The organism is Micromonospora sp. D75 (assembly GCF_018070405.1).
Classification (GTDB): Bacteria; Actinomycetota; Actinomycetes; order Mycobacteriales; family Micromonosporaceae; genus Micromonospora; species Micromonospora chalcea.
This window is the reverse complement of record NZ_JAGPXV010000043.1, coordinates 1-17,683: the sequence shown is the minus strand read 5'-3', so window position 1 is coordinate 17,683 and position 17,683 is coordinate 1. Positions and strand designations below refer to the sequence as shown.

General features: G+C 71.7%; 18 protein-coding genes. 11 read left to right on the top strand and 7 right to left on the bottom strand.

The genetic code is table 11. The annotated features are described in order from the left end of the window. Positions 1-376 (top strand): uracil-DNA glycosylase family protein (locus KBX39_RS04820; protein WP_282102361.1); only part of this gene is annotated, 376 nt, incomplete at its 5' end. 1 nt (position 377) lies between these two features. Here KBX39_RS04820 and KBX39_RS04815 read toward each other — a convergent pair. Then, positions 378-1,028 (bottom strand): 4a-hydroxytetrahydrobiopterin dehydratase, encoded by a 651-nt coding sequence (locus KBX39_RS04815; protein ID WP_210869344.1) that lies wholly within the window; start codon positions 1,026-1,028, stop codon positions 378-380. 89 nt (positions 1,029-1,117) lie between these two features. Between KBX39_RS04815 and KBX39_RS04810 the strand changes: the two genes are divergently transcribed. From KBX39_RS04810 to rny, 7 genes are all read left to right on the top strand, one after another. Further along, positions 1,118-2,260 carry an acyl-CoA dehydrogenase family protein gene (locus KBX39_RS04810; protein ID WP_043325741.1) on the top strand — a complete coding sequence of 381 codons (1,143 nt, stop codon included), beginning with the start codon at positions 1,118-1,120 and terminating at the stop codon, positions 2,258-2,260. Between the two features lie 67 nt (positions 2,261-2,327). Then, complete coding sequence (locus KBX39_RS04805; protein WP_069089349.1) at positions 2,328-3,626, top strand: MFS transporter; 1,299 nt, start codon at positions 2,328-2,330, stop codon at positions 3,624-3,626. Positions 3,627-3,630: 4 nt separating this feature from the next. Beyond that, complete coding sequence (locus KBX39_RS04800; RefSeq protein ID WP_030504158.1) at positions 3,631-3,831, top strand: DUF3046 domain-containing protein; 201 nt, start codon at positions 3,631-3,633, stop codon at positions 3,829-3,831. Between the two features lie 185 nt (positions 3,832-4,016). Further along, positions 4,017-5,066, top strand: coding sequence for a recombinase RecA (gene recA / locus KBX39_RS04795; RefSeq protein WP_013284729.1), 1,050 nt, complete (start codon positions 4,017-4,019; stop codon positions 5,064-5,066). Positions 5,067-5,077: 11 nt separating this feature from the next. After that, entirely contained in the window at positions 5,078-5,770 is a 693-nt protein-coding gene (locus KBX39_RS04790) for a regulatory protein RecX (protein ID WP_210869342.1), read from the top strand. Positions 5,771-5,858: 88 nt separating this feature from the next. Then, entirely contained in the window at positions 5,859-6,563 is a 705-nt protein-coding gene (locus KBX39_RS04785; RefSeq protein WP_210869340.1) for a 3-keto-5-aminohexanoate cleavage protein, read from the top strand. A 719-nt stretch (positions 6,564-7,282) separates the two neighbouring features. Further along, entirely contained in the window at positions 7,283-9,049 is a 1,767-nt protein-coding gene (gene rny, locus KBX39_RS04780; protein ID WP_030504155.1) for a ribonuclease Y, read from the top strand. A 56-nt stretch (positions 9,050-9,105) separates the two neighbouring features. Here rny and KBX39_RS04775 read toward each other — a convergent pair whose 3' ends face one another. The 4 genes from KBX39_RS04775 to KBX39_RS04760 are packed head-to-tail and all read right to left on the bottom strand — an operon-like array spanning position 9,106 to position 12,501. Further along, positions 9,106-10,074 (bottom strand): amino acid ABC transporter permease, encoded by a 969-nt coding sequence (locus KBX39_RS04775; protein ID WP_043325734.1) that lies wholly within the window; start codon positions 10,072-10,074, stop codon positions 9,106-9,108. Beyond that, positions 10,071-10,778, bottom strand: coding sequence for an amino acid ABC transporter permease (locus KBX39_RS04770; RefSeq protein ID WP_043325733.1), 708 nt, complete (start codon positions 10,776-10,778; stop codon positions 10,071-10,073). Before KBX39_RS04770 ends, KBX39_RS04775 begins: the two co-directional genes overlap by 4 nt. A 36-nt stretch (positions 10,779-10,814) precedes the next feature. Next, a complete protein-coding gene (locus tag KBX39_RS04765) occupies positions 10,815-11,693 on the bottom strand; it encodes a glutamate ABC transporter substrate-binding protein (protein WP_043325728.1) in 879 nt (292 codons plus the stop codon). A 52-nt stretch (positions 11,694-11,745) separates the two neighbouring features. Continuing rightward, on the bottom strand, positions 11,746-12,501 hold the full coding sequence (locus tag KBX39_RS04760) for an amino acid ABC transporter ATP-binding protein (RefSeq protein WP_030504151.1): 756 nt from the start codon (positions 12,499-12,501) through the stop codon (positions 11,746-11,748). A 198-nt stretch (positions 12,502-12,699) separates the two neighbouring features. Between KBX39_RS04760 and selD the strand changes: the two genes are divergently transcribed. Both selD and KBX39_RS04750 read left to right on the top strand, forming a co-directional pair. Continuing rightward, a complete protein-coding gene (gene selD, locus KBX39_RS04755) occupies positions 12,700-13,689 on the top strand; it encodes a selenide, water dikinase SelD (protein WP_210869338.1) in 990 nt (329 codons plus the stop codon). Between the two features lie 212 nt (positions 13,690-13,901). Then, the gene (locus tag KBX39_RS04750; RefSeq protein ID WP_043325725.1) at positions 13,902-14,381 is read left to right on the top strand and encodes a hypothetical protein; all 480 of its coding nucleotides are present in this window, start codon (positions 13,902-13,904) and stop codon (positions 14,379-14,381) included. Positions 14,382-14,460: 79 nt separating this feature from the next. Here KBX39_RS04750 and KBX39_RS04745 read toward each other — a convergent pair whose 3' ends face one another. Next, positions 14,461-14,688 carry a DUF2277 family protein gene (locus KBX39_RS04745; RefSeq protein ID WP_043325723.1) on the bottom strand — a complete coding sequence of 76 codons (228 nt, stop codon included), beginning with the start codon at positions 14,686-14,688 and terminating at the stop codon, positions 14,461-14,463. Positions 14,689-14,740: 52 nt separating this feature from the next. Between KBX39_RS04745 and miaB the strand changes: the two genes are divergently transcribed. Next, the gene (miaB, locus tag KBX39_RS04740) at positions 14,741-16,240 is read left to right on the top strand and encodes a tRNA (N6-isopentenyl adenosine(37)-C2)-methylthiotransferase MiaB (protein WP_064447112.1); all 1,500 of its coding nucleotides are present in this window, start codon (positions 14,741-14,743) and stop codon (positions 16,238-16,240) included. A gap of 91 nt (positions 16,241-16,331) precedes the next feature. Here the strand turns inward: miaB and KBX39_RS04735 are convergent. After that, positions 16,332-17,683 (bottom strand): cellulase family glycosylhydrolase (locus KBX39_RS04735; protein ID WP_210869336.1); only part of this gene is annotated, 1,352 nt, incomplete at its 5' end.

Genomic DNA, 17,683 nt, shown 5'->3' with positions numbered 1-17,683 from the left:
CGGCAAGCGGCGCATCCACCAGACCCCGGACCGGGTGCACGTCACCGCCTGCCGGCCCTGGCTGGTCGCCGAGTTCGCCCGGCTGCGCCCGGAGATCGTGGTGGTGCTCGGCGCCACCGCCGCCAAGGCGCTGCTCGGCCCGAGCTTCCGGGTGACGAAGCAACGCGGCGAGCTGCTGCCCTGGCCCGCCGCCGCCCAGCGCCCGGAGGACTTCGAACGGGTGCCGGTGGACCGGACGGGCGCGGTCGCCGACGCCCCGGCGGCCCGGCTGCTCGCCACCATCCACCCGTCGGCGGTGCTGCGCGCCGACAACCAGGACGTCGCGTACGAGGGCCTGGTCGCCGACCTGAAGGTGGCCGCCGAGGCGCTGCGCTGAGTCAGGCGCGCTGCTGCCAGGTGCACAGGCACACCCGGTTGCCGTCCGGGTCGGCCAGCACCCAGAAACTCGGCGCCTCCGCGTCGCTGACCAGCGTCCCGCCTGCCGCCAGCGCCGCCGCGATACGCGCGTCCACCTCGGCCGGGTCGACCCACACGTCCGGATGCCACCGCTGCCGGGGCTCGTCCCGGCCGGAACGCTGGAACCAGACCGTGGGCAGCGCGCCGTCCGGGTCGCGTACCTCGTCGGCGCCCGGGCCGGGCGGCGCGCCAGGCGCCAGCACCGCCCGCCAGAACGGCAGCACCGCCGCGTGCTCCGGGGTGTCGAGCGCGAGCTCCAGCCGGGCCAGCCCGGCGGCCGAGAGGGTAAGCCCGGAGTCCGCGGCCAGCCCCGAGATGAACCGGGCCAGCCGCAGGTCACGCTGCGTCACCCCGCCCGCGTCGTGCGACCACAGCCGCACGTCCACGTGGGTGTAGCGCAGGTCCAGATCGGGATGATGATCGACCCGCTCGGCCTCCGCGCCCACCGCGGCCACCAGCGCCAGCCCGGCCGCGAAATCGGGGGTACGGATGCGCGTCTGCAACGCCCCCAGCAGGTACGTCCACCCGTCCAGCCCGGCCTCGGCGACCTGTTTCCCCGTGAGTGTGCCCATCCGGCCATCCTGGCCCACCGCGCGGGGGCGGGCCACCCCGCCCGGCTCGCCCCTGTCCGGGGCGGGTGAGCGGTGCCAGACTTGCCGGCATGGAGCAGCATCTCTACGAGCCCGTCCACGACGAGTTCCGTGACCTGTGCCGCCGGTTCCTGACCCGGGAGGCGGTGCCGCACCACGAGCGCTGGGAGGCCGACGGGATCGTCGACCGGGAGGTGTGGCGGGCCGCCGGCGCGGCCGGGCTGCTCGGCCCCGACGTCGACCCCGAGTACGGCGGCGGCGGGCAGCGCGACTTCCGGTTCAACGCGGTGCTCGACGAGGAGATCGTCGCGTCCGGGTGCTCGGGCCTCGGGTTCGGGCTGCACAACGACGTGGTCGCGCCGTACCTGACCGAGCTGACCACCGACGACCAGCGCAAGCGCTGGCTGCCGGGCTTCTGCTCCGGCGACCTGGTCACCGCGATCGCGATGAGCGAGCCGGGCGCGGGCAGCGACCTGGCCGGCATCCGCACCGGCGCGGTCCGTGACGGCGACAGCCTGGTCCTCAACGGGCAGAAGACGTTCATCACAAACGGTGAGATGGCCGACCTGGTGGTCGTGGTGGTCAAGACCGCGCCGGACCAGGGCGCCCACGGGGTGAGCCTGGTCGTGGTGGAGAGCGGCACGCCGGGCTTCAGCCGAGGCCGCCGGCTGGCCAAGGTCGGCCTGAAGGCCAACGACACCGCCGAGCTGTTCTTCGACGACTGCCGGGTGCCGGCGGAGAACCTGATCGGCACCGAGAACCACGGCTTCTACCACCTGATGGCCAACCTGCCCCGGGAGCGGCTGAGCATCGCCGTCGCCGCGGTGGCGGCCTGCGAGAAGCTGCTCGCGCTCACCATCGAGTACGCCCGCTCCCGGGAGGCGTTCGGGCGGCCGATCGGCCGGTTCCAGCACAACCGGTTCCTGCTGGCCGAGCTGGACACCGAGGTCACCATCGCGCGTACGTTCGTCAACCACTGCGTCGCCGAGTTCAACGCGGGCCGCCTGTCGGTGACCGACGCGGCGAAGGCCAAGTGGTGGACCACCGAGCTGCAGACCAAGGTGGCCGACCGGTGCGTGCAGCTGCACGGCGGCTACGGCTTCATGGCGGAGTACCCGGTGGCGAAGGCGTGGCTGGACAGCCGCGTGCAGACCATCTACGGCGGCACCACCGAGATCATGAAGGAGATCATCGGCCGGGGCCTCGGCCTGTAGCGAAACCGGGTGCCGGCCGGGCGGGCCGGTGCGGGAGGATGGGGCACCCGTCCCACCAGGAGCGCGCATGTCCACCGACCTGACCGCGCCGGCCCCGCCCCGGCCCGACGTCGCCGGCATCCAGCGGCGTACCGTCCGGCTGCTGTTCCTCACCCAGATCATCGGCGGCATCGGCGTCACCATCGGCATCTCGGTGGGCGCGCTGCTCGCCGCCCGGGTCGCCGGCACCGCCCTGGCCGGGCTCGCGCAGAGCGCCGGGGTGGTCGGCGCCGCGCTGCTCGCCATCCCGGTCACCCGGCTCATGGCCGCGCGTGGCCGGCGACCGGGCCTGGTTCTCGCGTACGCGGTCGGCGCGGTCGGCGGCGTGCTGGTGGTGGTCGCCACCGTGACGCGCCTGGTGCCGTTGCTCTTCGTCGGCATGCTGCTGTTCGGTGGCGGCACGGCGGCCAACCTCCAGGCCCGCTACACGGCGGTGGACCTGGCCGAGCCGCAGCGCCGGGGGCGGCAGCTCTCGCTGGTCGTGTGGGCCACCACCATCGGCGCGGTGGCCGCGCCGAACTTCGCCGCGCTCGCCGACGACACCACCCGGGGCTGGGGCCTGCCGGCGCTGTCCGGCCCGTTCGCGTTCAGCGCCGTCGCGTTCACGCTGACCGCCGTCGTACTCCTGGTCCTGCTGCGGCCGGACCCGCTGCTCACCGCGCGCCGGCTGGCGGCGGCCGAGCCGGCGCCGGGCGCCGCACCGGCGGTCACCCGCCGCGGTGGCATGGTCGCCGCGTGGCGCACGGTACGCGGGCGGCCGGCCGCCCGCCTCGGCATCGCCGCTGTCGCGGTGGGGCACCTGGTGATGGTCGCTGTCATGTCGATGACCCCGGTGCACCTCGGCGAGTGGCATTCCGACGAGGACGTGCTGCCGGTGGTCGGCCTGGTGCTGAGCCTGCACATCGCCGGCATGTACGCGCTGTCGCCGGTGGTGGGGTGGCTCACCGACCGGGTGGGCCGCCGGCCGGTGATCCTCGGTGGGGTGGCGCTGCTGCTGGCCGCGTGCGCGGTCTCCGGCACCGCCGGGCACCACACGGCACCGCTGTCGGTGGGGCTGACGCTGCTCGGGCTGGGCTGGTCGGGCACGATGGTGGCGGGCTCGACGCTGCTGTCGGAGTCGGTGCCGACCGCCGACCGGCCCGGTGTGCAGGGGCTGTCCGACCTGCTCATGGGGCTGGCCGGGGCGGGCGCGGCGGCGGCGAGCGGGTTCGTGATGCGGGCCGTGGGGTACCCGACGCTCACCCTGCTGGCGGCGATCGCCGTGGTGCCGCTGGTGGCGCTGGCGCTGCGCCGTCCCGGCCCGGCGCCACTCGACGAGGAGGACTGAACACGTGCGGCTGACCGACTTCTGGACGCGGCTGGAGGAGGCGTTCGGGCCCGGCTACGCGGCCAGCATCGCCCGGGACCAGGTGCTGTCCCAGCTCGGTGGGCGGACCATCGAGCAGGCGCTCGCGGCCGGTGAGCAAACGCACGTGGTATGGCGCGCCGTGGTCGCCGCGTACCCCGACCGGGTGCCCGCCCGACTACGCTGAGCAGCCTTTTCATCGATCCCGCGTGTCGCTTGCCCAGTCGTACACCTGTTCGGCTATTGTCCACAGCGGGGTGCTCGTCCACAGCTCACGGCCCGTCGGCTGGTTTTCTGTCGGACCCAGCGCCTAGCGTGTCCCGCGTGACGCGAAGCTCAGGAAAGACGCCGGCGAAGGCAGGGGTGGCAACGATGGCAGCAGGGCCTGACCGGGAGAAGGCGCTCGACCTTGCTCTCGCTCAGATCGACAAGCAGTTCGGCAAGGGTTCGGTGATGAGGCTGGGGGAGCGGCCCGTCGTGCAGACGGCTGTCATCCCGACCGGCTCCATCGCGCTCGACGTGGCGCTCGGCGTGGGCGGTCTGCCGCGCGGCCGGGTGGTCGAGATCTACGGTCCGGAGTCCAGCGGTAAGACCACCGTCGCGCTGCACGCGGTCGCGAACGCCCAGCGGGCCGGCGGCATCGCCGCGTTCATCGACGCGGAGCACGCGCTCGACCCGGAGTACGCGCGGGCCCTCGGCGTCGACACCGACGCCCTGCTGGTCTCCCAGCCGGACACCGGCGAGCAGGCGCTGGAGATCGCCGACATGCTGGTCCGCTCCGGCGCGATCGACATCATCGTGATCGACTCGGTGGCGGCCCTGGTGCCGCGCGCCGAGATCGAGGGCGAGATGGGCGACAGCCACGTCGGCCTCCAGGCCCGGCTGATGAGCCAGGCGCTGCGGAAGATCACCGGTGTGCTCAACAACACCGGCACCACCGCGATCTTCATCAACCAGCTCCGCGAGAAGATCGGCGTGATGTTCGGCAGCCCGGAGACCACCACCGGTGGTCGGGCGCTGAAGTTCTACGCCTCGGTCCGGCTCGACGTGCGCCGCATCGAGAGCCTCAAGGACGGCACCGACGTGGTCGGTAACCGCACCCGGGTCAAGGTCGTGAAGAACAAGGTCGCCGCGCCGTTCAAGCAGGCCGAGTTCGACATCATGTACGGCAAGGGCATCTCCCGCGAGGGCTCGCTGATCGACGTCGGCGTGGAGCAGGCGATCATCCGCAAGTCCGGCGCCTGGTACACCTACGACGGTGACCAGCTCGGCCAGGGCAAGGAGAAGGCCCGCGAGTTCCTCCGCGAGAACCCGGACGTGGCGGCCGAGATCGAGAAGAAGATCCTGGAGAAGCTCGGCGTCGGCACCGGTGGTGCCGGCGACGCCGCCGGTGGCCCGGAACTGCCGCCGGTCGACTTCTGATCCGCTGACCCGTGGCAGGACGACGCGCCCGTACGGGCCGGGGCTGGGATGCCAGTCCTCCCCGTACGGGCGACGCCACAGGTACGCCCCGGGCCCGCCGGGGACGCCGTGATCGCGCGGTGGAGTCCGACGCAGGGGAGGCTCCGGCTCCGCCGCGCGACGAGGCCGAGCTGGCCCGGGAGATCTGCCTGCGGCAGCTCGCGGTGCGCCCGCGCACCCGGGCCGAGCTGGCCGGCGCGCTGGCCCGGCGCGGCATCTCCGAGGAGATCGCCGAGCAGGTCCTCGACCGGTACGACGAGGTGGGCATCGTCGACGACGCGGCCTTCGCCCGTGCCTGGGTGAGCAGCCGGCACAACGGTCGTGGGCTGGCCCGCCGGGCGCTCGCCAACGAGCTGCGCCAGCGCGGCGTCGACGGCGAGGTGGCCGGCGCTGCCCTGGACGACCTGGACGAGGAGACCGAGGCGGAGACCGCCCGTGCCCTGGTGGACCGCAAACTGCGCAGCACCCGGGGTGAGCCGGACGCGGTGTTCCGGCGTCTGGTCGGCATGCTGGCGCGCAAGGGCTATCCGGCCGGGGTGGCGATCCGGGCGGTGAAGGACGCGCTGGCCGCGCAGAGTGCCGAGGCGGCCGAGTTCGCCGAGCACATCGACGCCGACGCGATGGCCGACGCCGAGCACGATCTCGACTCCCGCCGGCTCGACTGACCGACCGCCGGCCGGCCGTCGACTGACCGACCGACTGACCGACCGGCGGTCGGTGTCGCGGCCGCCGTCCCGAGGGGAGGCGCACACCGTGCTGAAGGCATGTCTCAACGGCACCCGGCGGCGGGACGAGCACCCCGCCGTACCGCTCACCCCGGCCGAACTGGCCGCCGACGCGGTGCGCTGCGCGGCCGCCGGGGTGGCGGCGGTGCACGTGCACCCGCGCGACGACACCGGCGCCGAGTCGCTCCACCCGGCGGTGATCGCCGCTGCGGTTACCGCCATCCGGGCTTCCCGTCCCGGCCTGCCGGTGGGCGTGAGCACCGGCGCCTGGATCGTCCCGGACCCGGCCGAGCGGGTCGCCGCCGTCCGCGCCTGGACGGTGCTGCCCGACTTCGCCTCGGTCAACGCCCACGAACCCGGAGCGGCCCAGGTCGCCGCCGCCCTGCACGAGCGTGGCGTGATGGTCGAGGCGGGCCTGTGGACACCGTCTGCGGTCGACGCCTGGCGCCGCTGGTCCGCGCCCACCGGGCGGATCCTGGTCGAGTGCATGGACGAACAGGTCGAGACGGCGCTCGCCGACGCGGCGGCGATCCTCGCCGCGCTGCCCGACCAGCGCCCGCCGGTGCTGCTGCACGGCGAGGGGCCCGCCACCTGGCCGGTCTACGCCGAGGCGGTCCGCCGGGGTCTGCACACCCGGATCGGCCTGGAGGACACGCTGCTGCTGCCCGACGGCACCCAGGCCCGCGACAACGCCACCCTGGTAACCACAGCCCGCACCCTCTCCCCCCACTGACCCACCCACTGACCCACCCACCCCGACCGCCCCTGCCCCGTTGATCATGAAGTTGACGGCACTTCCCGTCCGTTTTGTCCAGGCCAACTTCATGATCGCGCCCGTCAACCTCATGATCGTGCGGGGGAGTGGTGCGCGGCGTCGATGGGGGAGGTGGCCTGAGCAGGTCGGGAGCGGCGAGGGGCGGTGCCGGACGGCGAGGTTTGTCCGGGCCTGTCCGGCATCTGATCACCAATGAGTGACGCTGTAACTTCTCTCCGTCCGGGTGGTTTGATCATGACTTCTTGACCGAACGGCCCCTCGCGACCTAGCCTCGCCATACAGGCTCACTTTGCCCGACCAGCGCAGGCTAAGCGCACAACATAGATCTCGTAACAGAACAGCATCACTTTGGCCAGCTACACCGGCCCTTGACGGAAGCTCCGGAACCTTTCGGAGCCTCCGACAACTGCAACCGGCCGCCAGCGGTGCCCCTCGCGGGTCACCGCCGACGGAAAGCTGCCCAGAACCAGCCGCTCCGGTCGGGCGTACAGAGCCGCAGGCGCGTGTCCTTCGCGCGTGTCCTGCGGCGCCGACGTTCAGGGGGAGGCGGCCATGGCGGGGCGGCACAGGTTCACCGGCGGTCTGCCACACGGCCCCGACCCCGCATCGGCGGGCGACAGCCCGGCCACCGGGTATCGACGAGCCGGCAACGCCGGCCGGGCCGGCGGAGCGGCTCGATGAGCGCCTTCGACATCGTTCTCCTCGTGGTGGTGCTGCTGCTCGTCGTGGTGGTGGTCGGCGCCGTGCTGTTCGGCGTGCGTACCCTCAAGCGGCTCAGCCTGGCGCCCGCGCCGGAGGATCCGGCCTTCATCGCGGAGAAGGACCGGCAGGAGCAGTCGCTCGCGGCGCTGCGGACCGCCGCCAGCGAGGCCAACAGCACCATCGACGTGGCGAAGTCCGCGGCCGCGGCGGCGCGGGCCGAGGCGGCCGCCGCGAAGGCGGAGGCGAAGGCGGCCCGGGCCGAGGCGCGGCGGGTGCTCGACGACGCCCGCGCCGAGGCGGACACCGTGCTGGAGCGCGCGCACAAGCAGGCTGAGGCGGACGCCGAGCAGCTGCGCGCCACCGCGCGGCGCAGCGGCGAGCGTGAGGTGGCGGTGCTGGCCGCCACCACCCGGGAGCAGGCGGCCGAGGTGGAACGCCGGGCCGCGCGGATGGACGAGCGGGAACGGCTGCACACCGAGGAGGTGGAGCGGCTGGCCGAGCGGGAACGGCAGCTCACCGCTGCCACCGCGGCGCTCGCCGCCCGGGAGGCCGCCCTGGCCGAGCGGGAGCGGACGCTGACCGAGGTGGAGGAGCAGCGCCGCCGGGAGCTGGAGCGGGTGGCCGGCCTGACCGCCGACGCGGCCCGCGCCGAGCTTGTCGAGTCGATCGAGGGGCAGGCGAAGCGGGAGGCCGCGCTGCTGGTCCGGGAGATCGAGGCGGACGCGCGGGGCAGCGCCGAGCAGCGCGCCCGCAACATCGTGGTGGACGCCATCCAGCGGGTCGCCAGCGAGCAGACCGCGGAGAGCGTGGTCAGCGTGCTGCACCTGCCCGGTGACGAGATGAAGGGGCGCATCATCGGCCGGGAGGGGCGCAACATCCGCGCCTTCGAGTCGGTCACCGGCGTCAACCTGATCATCGACGACACGCCCGAGGCGGTGCTGCTTTCCTGCTTCGACCCGGTACGCCGGGAGGTCGGCCGGGTCACGCTGGAGAAGCTGGTCCTGGACGGCCGGATCCACCCGCACCGGATCGAGGAGGTCTACGACCTGGCCCGGCAGGAGGTGGAGGAGCTGTGCCACCGGGCCGCCGAGGACGCGCTGGTCGAGGTCGGCATCACCGAGATCCACCCGGAACTGGTGACGCTGCTGGGCCGGTTGCGCTACCGCACCTCGTACGGGCAGAACGTGCTCAAGCACCTGGTGGAGACCGCGCACATCGCCGGCGTGATGGCGGCCGAGCTGCGGCTGGACGTGCCGACGATCAAGCGGTGCGCGTTCCTGCACGACATCGGCAAGGCGCTCACCCACGAGGTGGAGGGCAGCCACGCGATCATCGGCGCGGACGTGGCCCGCAAGTACGGCGAGAGCGAGGACGTGGTGCACGCCATCGAGGCGCACCATAACGAGGTGCCGCCGCAGACCATCGAGGCGGTGCTGACGCAGGCGTCGGACGCCTGCTCGGGCGGGCGGCCGGGCGCGCGGCGGGAGAGCCTCGAGGCGTACGTGAAGCGGCTGGAGCGGATCGAGGAGATCGCGGCCGGCAAGCTGGGCGTGGAGAAGGTCTTCGCCATGCAGGCGGGCCGGGAGATCCGGGTGATGGTCAAGCCCGACGACGTGGACGACATCGGCGCGGCGGTGCTGGCGCGGGACGTGGCCAAGCAGATCGAGGAGGAGCTGACCTATCCGGGTCAGATCCGGGTGACCGTGGTGCGCGAGTCCCGGGTCACCGAGATCGCCCGCTAGACCGGGGAACACGAAAGGGCTGGCCGTTCACGGCCAGCCCTTTCACGTGTGGCGGGTCAGACGCCGCCGGCACCCTCGGCCTGCGAGGTGAGCGCGGCCGGTGGCGGGGCCGGCGCCGGGGTGCCGGCGCTCTTGCGGCCCTGGGAGAGCCGGTGCTGGACGTACTGGGCCAGCTTCGACAGCGAGTAGTTGATGGCGATGAACAGCACGGCGATCACCACGTACACCTGGATCGGGTTGCCCAGGACGCCGATGATCTGCTTGCCGATGTTGAGCGTCTCCTCGTAGCTGATGATGAAGCCCAGCGAGGTGTCCTTGAGCACCACCACGAGCTGGCTGATCAGTGCCGGCAGCATGATCCGGAAGGCCTGCGGCAGCAGGATCAGCCCGGTGGTCTGGAACGGGGAGAGCCCGATCGCCGAGGCCGCCTCGGCCTGCCCGGAGGGCAGGCCCTCCATGCCCGAGCGCAGGATCTCGGCGATGACCACGGAGTTGTAGATGGTCAGGCCGATGACGAGGTACCAGAGGTTGTCGAACGAGGCGCCGAACTCGGGGAAGCCGCGCGCCACGAAGAAGATGGTGATGACGACCGGCAGGCCGCGGAACACCTCGACGCAGACCCGGGTCACGGCGGCCAGCACCCAGCTCAGCCCGCGCAGCAGGTACGCCACAGGTGCGGCGGCTCCGGTGAAGCGCCGCCGGGTCAGGCTCTTGAGCTGGATCCGCAGGACGGCGAGCAGGGTGCCGACGACGAGCGACGAGACGATGGCCAGCGCGGCGGCGATCAGGGTGTTCTTGAGGCCGTACCCGATCCGGTCCCAGACGAGCGGGAAGTTCTCGTTCGAGGGGTCGACCAGCGGCCCCCACAGCTCCATCGAGAACTGGCCTTTGTCAGCAAGCGGCCGGTAGATGAACAGGTAGGCGCCGGCCAGCACCACCACGACGGCGACCAGGCTGCTGATGAGCGTGACGCGTCGCTGGCGCGGCCCGGGAACGTCGTAGAGGACGCTGGTCTGCTGGCTCATCGGGCCACCGCCTGTCGCTTCTCGATCCGGTCCAGCAGGGCGCCGAGCGGGACCGTCATGATCAGGTATCCGACGGAGATGCCGATCGCCACCGGAATGAAGGGGTAGCCGCCGGCGGAGGTGAGCTGATCGGCGGTCTGCGAGAGGTCACCGACCACGCCGAAGAAGCCGACGAGCGCGGAGTTCTTGATCATCGCGATGATGACCGAGCCGAGCGGCACCACCGAGGCCTTCCAGGACTGCGGGAGCACGACGTGCCGCAGGTTCTGCCCGAAGGTGAGGCCCAGCGAACGCGCCGCCTCGGCCTGCCCGGGCGGCACCGCGTTCACGCCGGAGCGCAGGGCCTCGCAGACGAACGCGGCGGTGTAGAGGACCAGCGCGATCAGGCCGAACCGGAAGTAGGGCAGGTCGGTGCCGAGCCGGCTGAAGATCGAATCCAGGCCCGGGATACGCAGGAAGTCGGCGTTGGAGCCCAGCGCCGGCAGGCCGAACGCGGCGAAGAACAGCACCACTGTCAGCGGCAGGTTACGGAAGATGTTCACGTACGTGGTGCCGACCGCGCGCAGCGGCGGCACCGGCGAGATTCGCAGCACCGCCACGACGGCGCCCAGGATCAGGGCGCCGATCGCGGCGAGAAAGCAGATCTGGAGGGTGAGCCAGAACCCGCCCGCGAAGACGTCGAACTTGTCGATGAGCACATTCACGGGTCGGTTTCCTCCCCACCCTCCGGATCTAGCGGATCAGTAGCGGTTGACGGCGGGCGGGTCGCCCAGGGTGGCGCCGAACTTGCCGGCGGTGTCGTCCCACGCCTTCTTCCAGCTGCCGTCCTGGAACGCCTTGTCGAGCGTGTCGTTGATGAAGTTACGGAAGTCGGTGTCCTCCTTCTTGACACCGATGCCGTAGGGCTCCTTGGTGAAGTTGTCGCCGGCCATCTTGAAGGACGCCTCGTCCTTGGCGATGTAGCCGAGCAGGATGACGTTGTCGGTGGTGACGGCGTCGACCTGCTTGCCCTTCAGGGCGTCGCGGCACTTGTCGTAGGTGTCGAAGAGCACCAGCTGGGTGCCGACGTCCTTGACGTACTTCTTGATCTCCTCGGCCGGGGTCGAGCCGGTGACCGAGCAGACCTTCTTGGTGCCGTCCTTGAACGAGTCGGGGCCGGTGATGGCCGCCTCGTCCTTGCGGACCATGATGTTCTGGCCGGCCTCGTAGTACGGCCCGGCGAAGGCGATGCGCTCCTTGCGCTTGTCGTTGATCGTGTAGGTGGCCGCGACCAGGTCGACGGTGCCGTTCACGATGACGTCCTCGCGGACCTTCGACGGCGTCTCGACGTACTCGATCTTGTCCTCGGGGATGCCGAGTGCCTTCACGATCAGCTTGGCGACCTCGACGTCGAAGCCCTCCGGCTTGCCCGACAGGCCCTTCTGGCCGAAGCCCGGCTGGTCGAACTTGGTGCCGACCTTGATCTTCTGGGCCTTGCTCAGCCGCTCCATGGTGCTGCCGGCCGCGAAGTCCTTGCTGCCGGCGCCGGTGCCCTCGTCGTCGCTGTCGCCACCGCAGGCGGACAGGCCGAGCGCCAGAGTCGCCGCCGCGGCAACCGCCGCCACGCGCTTGTAACGCATACTCAATCTCCTTCTTCGACGGAGCCGCCGGGACGACTCCAACTACGGACGCTCAGTGAGTGAGGATCTTGGAGAGGAAGTCCTTGGCCCGCTCGCTGCGCGGGTTCGCGAAGAACTCGGCCGGCGGCGCGTCCTCGACCAGTTGCCCGTCGGCCATGAAGACCACCCGGTTGGCGGCGTGCCGGGCGAAACCCATCTCGTGGGTCACCACGACCATGGTCATGCCCTCGCTCGCCAGGGACGTCATCACGTCCAGCACCTCGCCGACCATCTCCGGGTCCAGCGCGCTGGTCGGCTCGTCGAAGAGCATCGCCTTGGGCTGCATGGCCAGCGCGCGGGCGATCGCCGCCCGCTGCTGCTGACCGCCGGAGAGCTGCGCCGGGTACTTGTCCGCCTGGTTGGCGATGCCGACGCGGTCGAGCAGCGCCAGGCCGCGCTCGCGGGCGGCGGCCGGCTTCTCCTTGCGCACCTTGACCGGCCCCAGCGTGACGTTCTCCAGGATGGTCTTGTGGGCGAAGAGGTTGAACGACTGGAAGACCATGCCGACCTCGCTGCGCAGCTTGGCCAGGGGCTTGCCCTCGGCCGGCAGCGGCTGCCCGTCGAACGTGATGGTGCCCTTGTCGATGGGCTCCAGCCGGTTGATCGTGCGGCACAGCGTCGACTTGCCGGAGCCGGACGGGCCGATCACCACGACCACCTCGCCCCGGCCGACGGAGAGGGACACGTCGTCGAGCACGTGCAGCGGCCCGAACCACTTGTTGACCCCGTCGAGCACGATCAGCGGGTCGCCCGTCGTCACGTCGTCCACCGTCCCTGTCGTCCATGCCGGAATTGGGGGTCGATCGACCCCCGGTTGGGCAACTGTAGGCGGGGTGATGTGGCAGTACGCAACTCAGATGGTCACGGAGCGGTAACACCGGTCACCTGCATGCCGGCACGTCCGAATTTTGTCGCCGTCCGGGTGGGCCGAGTGGCGCCGAAGGCGCTGGCCAGAGATCATGAGGTGATGACCGACCCGATCCGGCTGACCGACTACGCCCGCGGTGGCGGCTGCGCCTGCAAGATCCCTCCGGGCGAGCTGGAGGCGATGGTCGCCGGCCTCGGCGCGACCGGCGGCTCCGCCGACCTGCTGGTCGGCCTGGAGAACGGCGACGACGCCGCGGTGGTCCGGCTGGACGAGCGTACGGGCCTGGTGAGCACCGCCGACTTCTTCACCCCGGTGGTCGACGACGCCTACGACTGGGGCCGCATCGCCGCCGCCAACGCGCTCTCCGACGTGTACGCGATGGGCGGCACCCCGCTCGTCGCGCTCAACCTGCTCTGCTGGCCGCGCGGCGTGCTGCCGCCGGAGATGGCCCGCGAGGTGCTGCGCGGCGGTCTGGACGTGGCCCGGGAGGCGAACTGCCACCTGGCCGGCGGGCACAGCGTGGACGACGACAGCCCGAAGTACGGCCTCGCGGTCACCGGCGTGGTCCGGCCGGAGGAGCTGATCACGCTGGACGCCGGGCGGGCCGGGCTGCCGCTGTCGCTGACCAAGCCGCTCGGCGTGGGCGTGCTCAACACCCGGCACAAGCAGACCGGCCAGCGCTTCCCCGAGGCGGTCGAGTCGATGGCCCGGCTCAACCGGGACGCGGCCCGCGCGGCGGTGGCCGCCGGCATCCGCTGCGGCACCGACGTCACCGGCTTCGGCCTGCTCGGGCACGCCTCGAAGCTGGCCCGCGCGAGCCGCCTCACGGTGGCGATCGACGCGGCGGCGGTGCCGTACCTGCCGGGCGCGCGGGAGGCGATGCGCGACGGGTACGTCAGCGGCGGCACCCGGCGCAACCTGGACTGGGTCAACCCGTGGACGGACTTCGGCGACGCGGACGAGGGAGAGCGGCTGCTGCTGGCCGACGCGCAGACCTCGGGCGGCCTGCTGGTCGCCGGTGAGGTGCCCGGTGGGACCGTCATCGGTGAATTGCTGCCGGCCTCGGAGCACCTGATCCGGGTTCGCTGAACGCGCCGGTGGGCGCGGCGGGAAAGCGAACACGGCACCGTACCCGATAAACTGTCATCTTCCAGCTACTCTGGGCAACGTCGCCCGAGGGAATTTTGCCCGGAATGGTCACAGACCGGTAACTTGCGCCCGGCTGAGGGCAAATGCCCCCCACCATCGTCAGTAGGGCCCGATCCGGAGGCCGGTGGAAACGAGCGCGGCGAGGAGGCGGCATGACCGAGCTGTGGAACTGGAGAATCGACGGCGGCGAGCCGGTGGAGGTCTACCCGGCACTGGCCGAGGCGCTCGGCCGGGTGGTGATGCCCATGGCCGTCGCCGACCCGATGCGGCTCCCCGCGTACGCGGTGGTCTGCGACGTGTGGGAGGCGCCCGGGCTGTACGGCACCGTGGTCGACTGTTACGGCGTGCCCGAGAGCCTGGCCGAGCTGCCCGCGCTCGCGGCGCTGGCCCGGCTGCTGGGCCGCAACTGCCTGATGCGCGACGACACCCTCGACGCCGGCCGGCACCTGCTGTTCGCGCCGGACGGCACGATCCGCCCGGTGCACTTCGACGTGGCCGACACCGACGACGGCGAGGTGCTCAGCCACCACCGGCTCTGCACGCAGGCCGACCCGCGCTGCCGGGGCTGGTCGCAGTGCCACCGCTCCCGCTGGGCCCCCGACACGGTCGCCCCGGCGCTCGCCGCCGCCTGACCGCGAGCGCCGGCCGGAGGCGGTGACCGGCGCTCGCCGCCGTGCCCCCGCCCGGCGGCGAGCCGTGGCGGCCCCGGGCTCAGTCCCGGGTCGCCGGCTGCTGGCCCCGCACCACGAGCTGGTCGAGCAGCGTCGCGGTGGCGGCGGCCACGGCGTCCACCGCGGCGTCGAACGCGGCCGCGTTGTGCGCCGCCGGGGTACGGAATCCGGAGATCTTCCGGACGTACTGCAACGCGGCGGCGCGGATGTCCTCCTCGGTCACCACCGGGACGTACGGCTCACGCAGGGTCTTGATGCTCCGGCACACGGCTCCTCCTCGTTCGATCCGATCAGCTCCACCCGGATACGCTGTCCGGGTCATGACTACCGCAGCCGCGGGCAGCCCGCGCACCTACCAGGTGCGTACGTACGGCTGCCAGATGAACGTGCACGACTCCGAGCGCATCTCCGGCCTCCTCGAGGACGCCGGGTACGTGCGCGCCGCCGAGGCCGACGAGCAGCCCGACGTGGTGGTGTTCAACACCTGCGCGGTCCGGGAGAACGCCGACAACCGGCTCTACGGCAACCTGGGTCATCTGCGCCCCGTGAAGGCCAAGCACCCCGGGATGCAGATCGCCGTCGGCGGCTGCCTGGCCCAGAAGGACCGGGGCGACATCGTCCGCAAGGCGCCCTGGGTGGACGTCGTCTTCGGCACGCACAACATCGGCTCGCTGCCGGCGCTGCTGGACCGGGCGCGGCACAACACCGCGGCCGAGGTGGAGATCCTGGAGTCGCTGGAGGTGTTCCCCTCCACGCTGCCGACCCGGCGCGAGTCGACGTACGCCGGGTGGGTCTCGATCTCCGTCGGCTGCAACAACACCTGCACGTTCTGCATCGTGCCCTCCCTGCGCGGCAAGGAGAAGGACCGCCGCCCCGGCGACGTCCTCGCCGAGGTGCGCGCGCTCGCCGACGCCGGCGTGCTGGAGGTGACGCTGCTCGGGCAGAACGTCAACTCGTACGGCGTCGAGTTCGGCGACCGGTACGCCTTCGGCAAGCTGCTGCGCGCCTGCGGCGACATCGACGGGCTGGAGCGGGTGCGGTTCACCAGCCCGCACCCGAAGGACTTCACCGACGACGTGATCGCCGCGATGGCGGAGACGCCGAACGTCTGCCACTCGCTGCACATGCCGCTGCAGTCCGGCTCGGACGACGTGCTGCGGGCGATGCGCCGCTCGTACCGGTCGGAGAAGTACCTGGGGATCATCGAGAAGGTCCGGGCGGCGATGCCGGACGCGGCGATCACCACCGACATCATCGTCGGCTTCCCCGGCGAGACCGAGGCCGACTTCGCCCGCACGCTCGACGTGGTCCGGGAGGCGCGGTTCTCCTCGGCGTTCACGTTCCAGTACTCCAAGCGCCCCGGCACCCCGGCCGCCACGATGGACGGGCAGCTGCCCAAGCAGGTCGTGCAGGAGCGCTACGAGCGGCTGATCGCCTGCGTCGAGGAGATCACCTGGGCGGAGAACAAGAAGCTCGTCGGGGAGACCGTCGAGGTGCTGGTGGCGGTCGGCGAGGGCCGCAAGGACGAGCGCACCGGCCGGATGTCCGGCCGTGCCCGCGACGGCCGGCTCGTGCACTTCGCCACCGGTGAGCTGGCCGGGCAGATCCGCCCCGGCGACATCGTGCACACAGTCGTCACGTACGCCGCACCGCACCACCTGAACGCCGACGGCGCGCCGCTGGCGCATCGGCGTACCCGGGCCGGTGACGCGGCCGAGGCGGGACAGGTTCCGCGTACCCCCGGGGTGCTGCTCGGACTGCCGACGATCGGCGCGCCGGCCGCGGCACCCGCTCCCACCGGCGGCTGCGCCGCCCACTGACCGGATGCAAGGAAGGGCCCCCTTTTAACACTCGGTGTTAAAAGGGGGCCCTTCCTCTACCTCAGGCGTTAATAAGGGGCCCTTCCTTACATCAGCAGGCGGTGCCGTTGAGCTTGACCGTGGCGGGGGCGGCGGCGGTGCCGTTGGCGGTGAAGCCGACGGTGACCGACGCGCCCGGCGCCAACGACGACGCCCAGGCCGGCGCGGCCGCCGTCACAGTGGTGCCGGACTGCGTGACAGTGGCGTTCCAACCGCTCGCCAGCGTCACCCCGGACGGCCAGGTCCAGGTGGCCGACCACGGGTTCACCGCGGCGGTGCCGGTGTTCTTGACCGTCAGCTCACCCTGGAAGCCGCCCGCCCAGGAGTTGATCTGCTTGTAGGTGGCGGTGCAGCCACCGGTCACCGGAGGCGGCGGGGTGGTCGGCGCCGGTGACGTGTTCGGCGTGCCGGTCGGGGACGGGCTGGTGGTGCCGCCACCACCGGACGGCGGGATCAGGTACGGCGTGAGGATGTCCTGCTTCGGCTGGTTGATAGTGGTCCAGTCGTCGTTGGCGATGCCGCCGGTGTCACCGGAGTTCGGGTTCCACGACCAGTACGTGAACGACATGCCGTTCACGCCGGTACCGGTGTACGCCATCAGGTTCTGCAGCCAGATCTTGTCCTTGGGGTCCTGCAGCGTGGTGCCGAACTCGCCCATCATGATCGGCGCGATGTTCTGCTTGTACAGGTAACCCCAGTACTTGTCCCAGATGGCCGGCATGTTCGCCGGGTACGTCGGGTCGTCGAACCAGGCCTGCCGGTACACCGACGTGGCGTACTCGTGCGGCGAGTAGACCAGCCGGTTGGCCACGTTCAGCCGGACCGGGAACTGCCCGGCCTTGGACAGGTTGCCGCCCCACCAGCCGCAGTCCTCGTCGTTGCTGGGGTCGTTGTCCCAGACGTTCGACAGGCCGCCGCTCGGGCAGCTCACGCCCTCCACGAAGATCAGCCAGTTCGGCTGCACGCCGAGGATCGCGTTGCCGGCCCGCTCGGCGGCCAGCCGCCAGTCCCGCGCGGTGTCGCCGCAGCCCCAGCAGGCGCCGGTGGCGGCCGGGTTGGTGCCCTCGGCGTGCGGCTCGTTGTGCAGGTCCGCGCCGATCACTGTGGTGTTGCCGGCGTACCGCTGGGCCAGCATCTTCCAGTCGTTGATCCAGGTCGCCTCGGAGACGGTCGAGGTGTACCAGAGCGGCGACTGCCCGGCCGACGTGGGCCGGTGCCGGTCCAGGATGACCCGCATCCCCTTGCTGCCCGCGTAGTCGATGACCTTGTCGAGGATCTGCAGCGGGGAGAGCCCGATCAGGTCCGGGTTGACGAAGTCGTTGATGCCGGTGGCTGTCGCGCCGGACTTGAGCGCGTCGTTCGAGTACGGAATCCGCAGCGTGTTGTAGCCCAGCCGGGCCATGG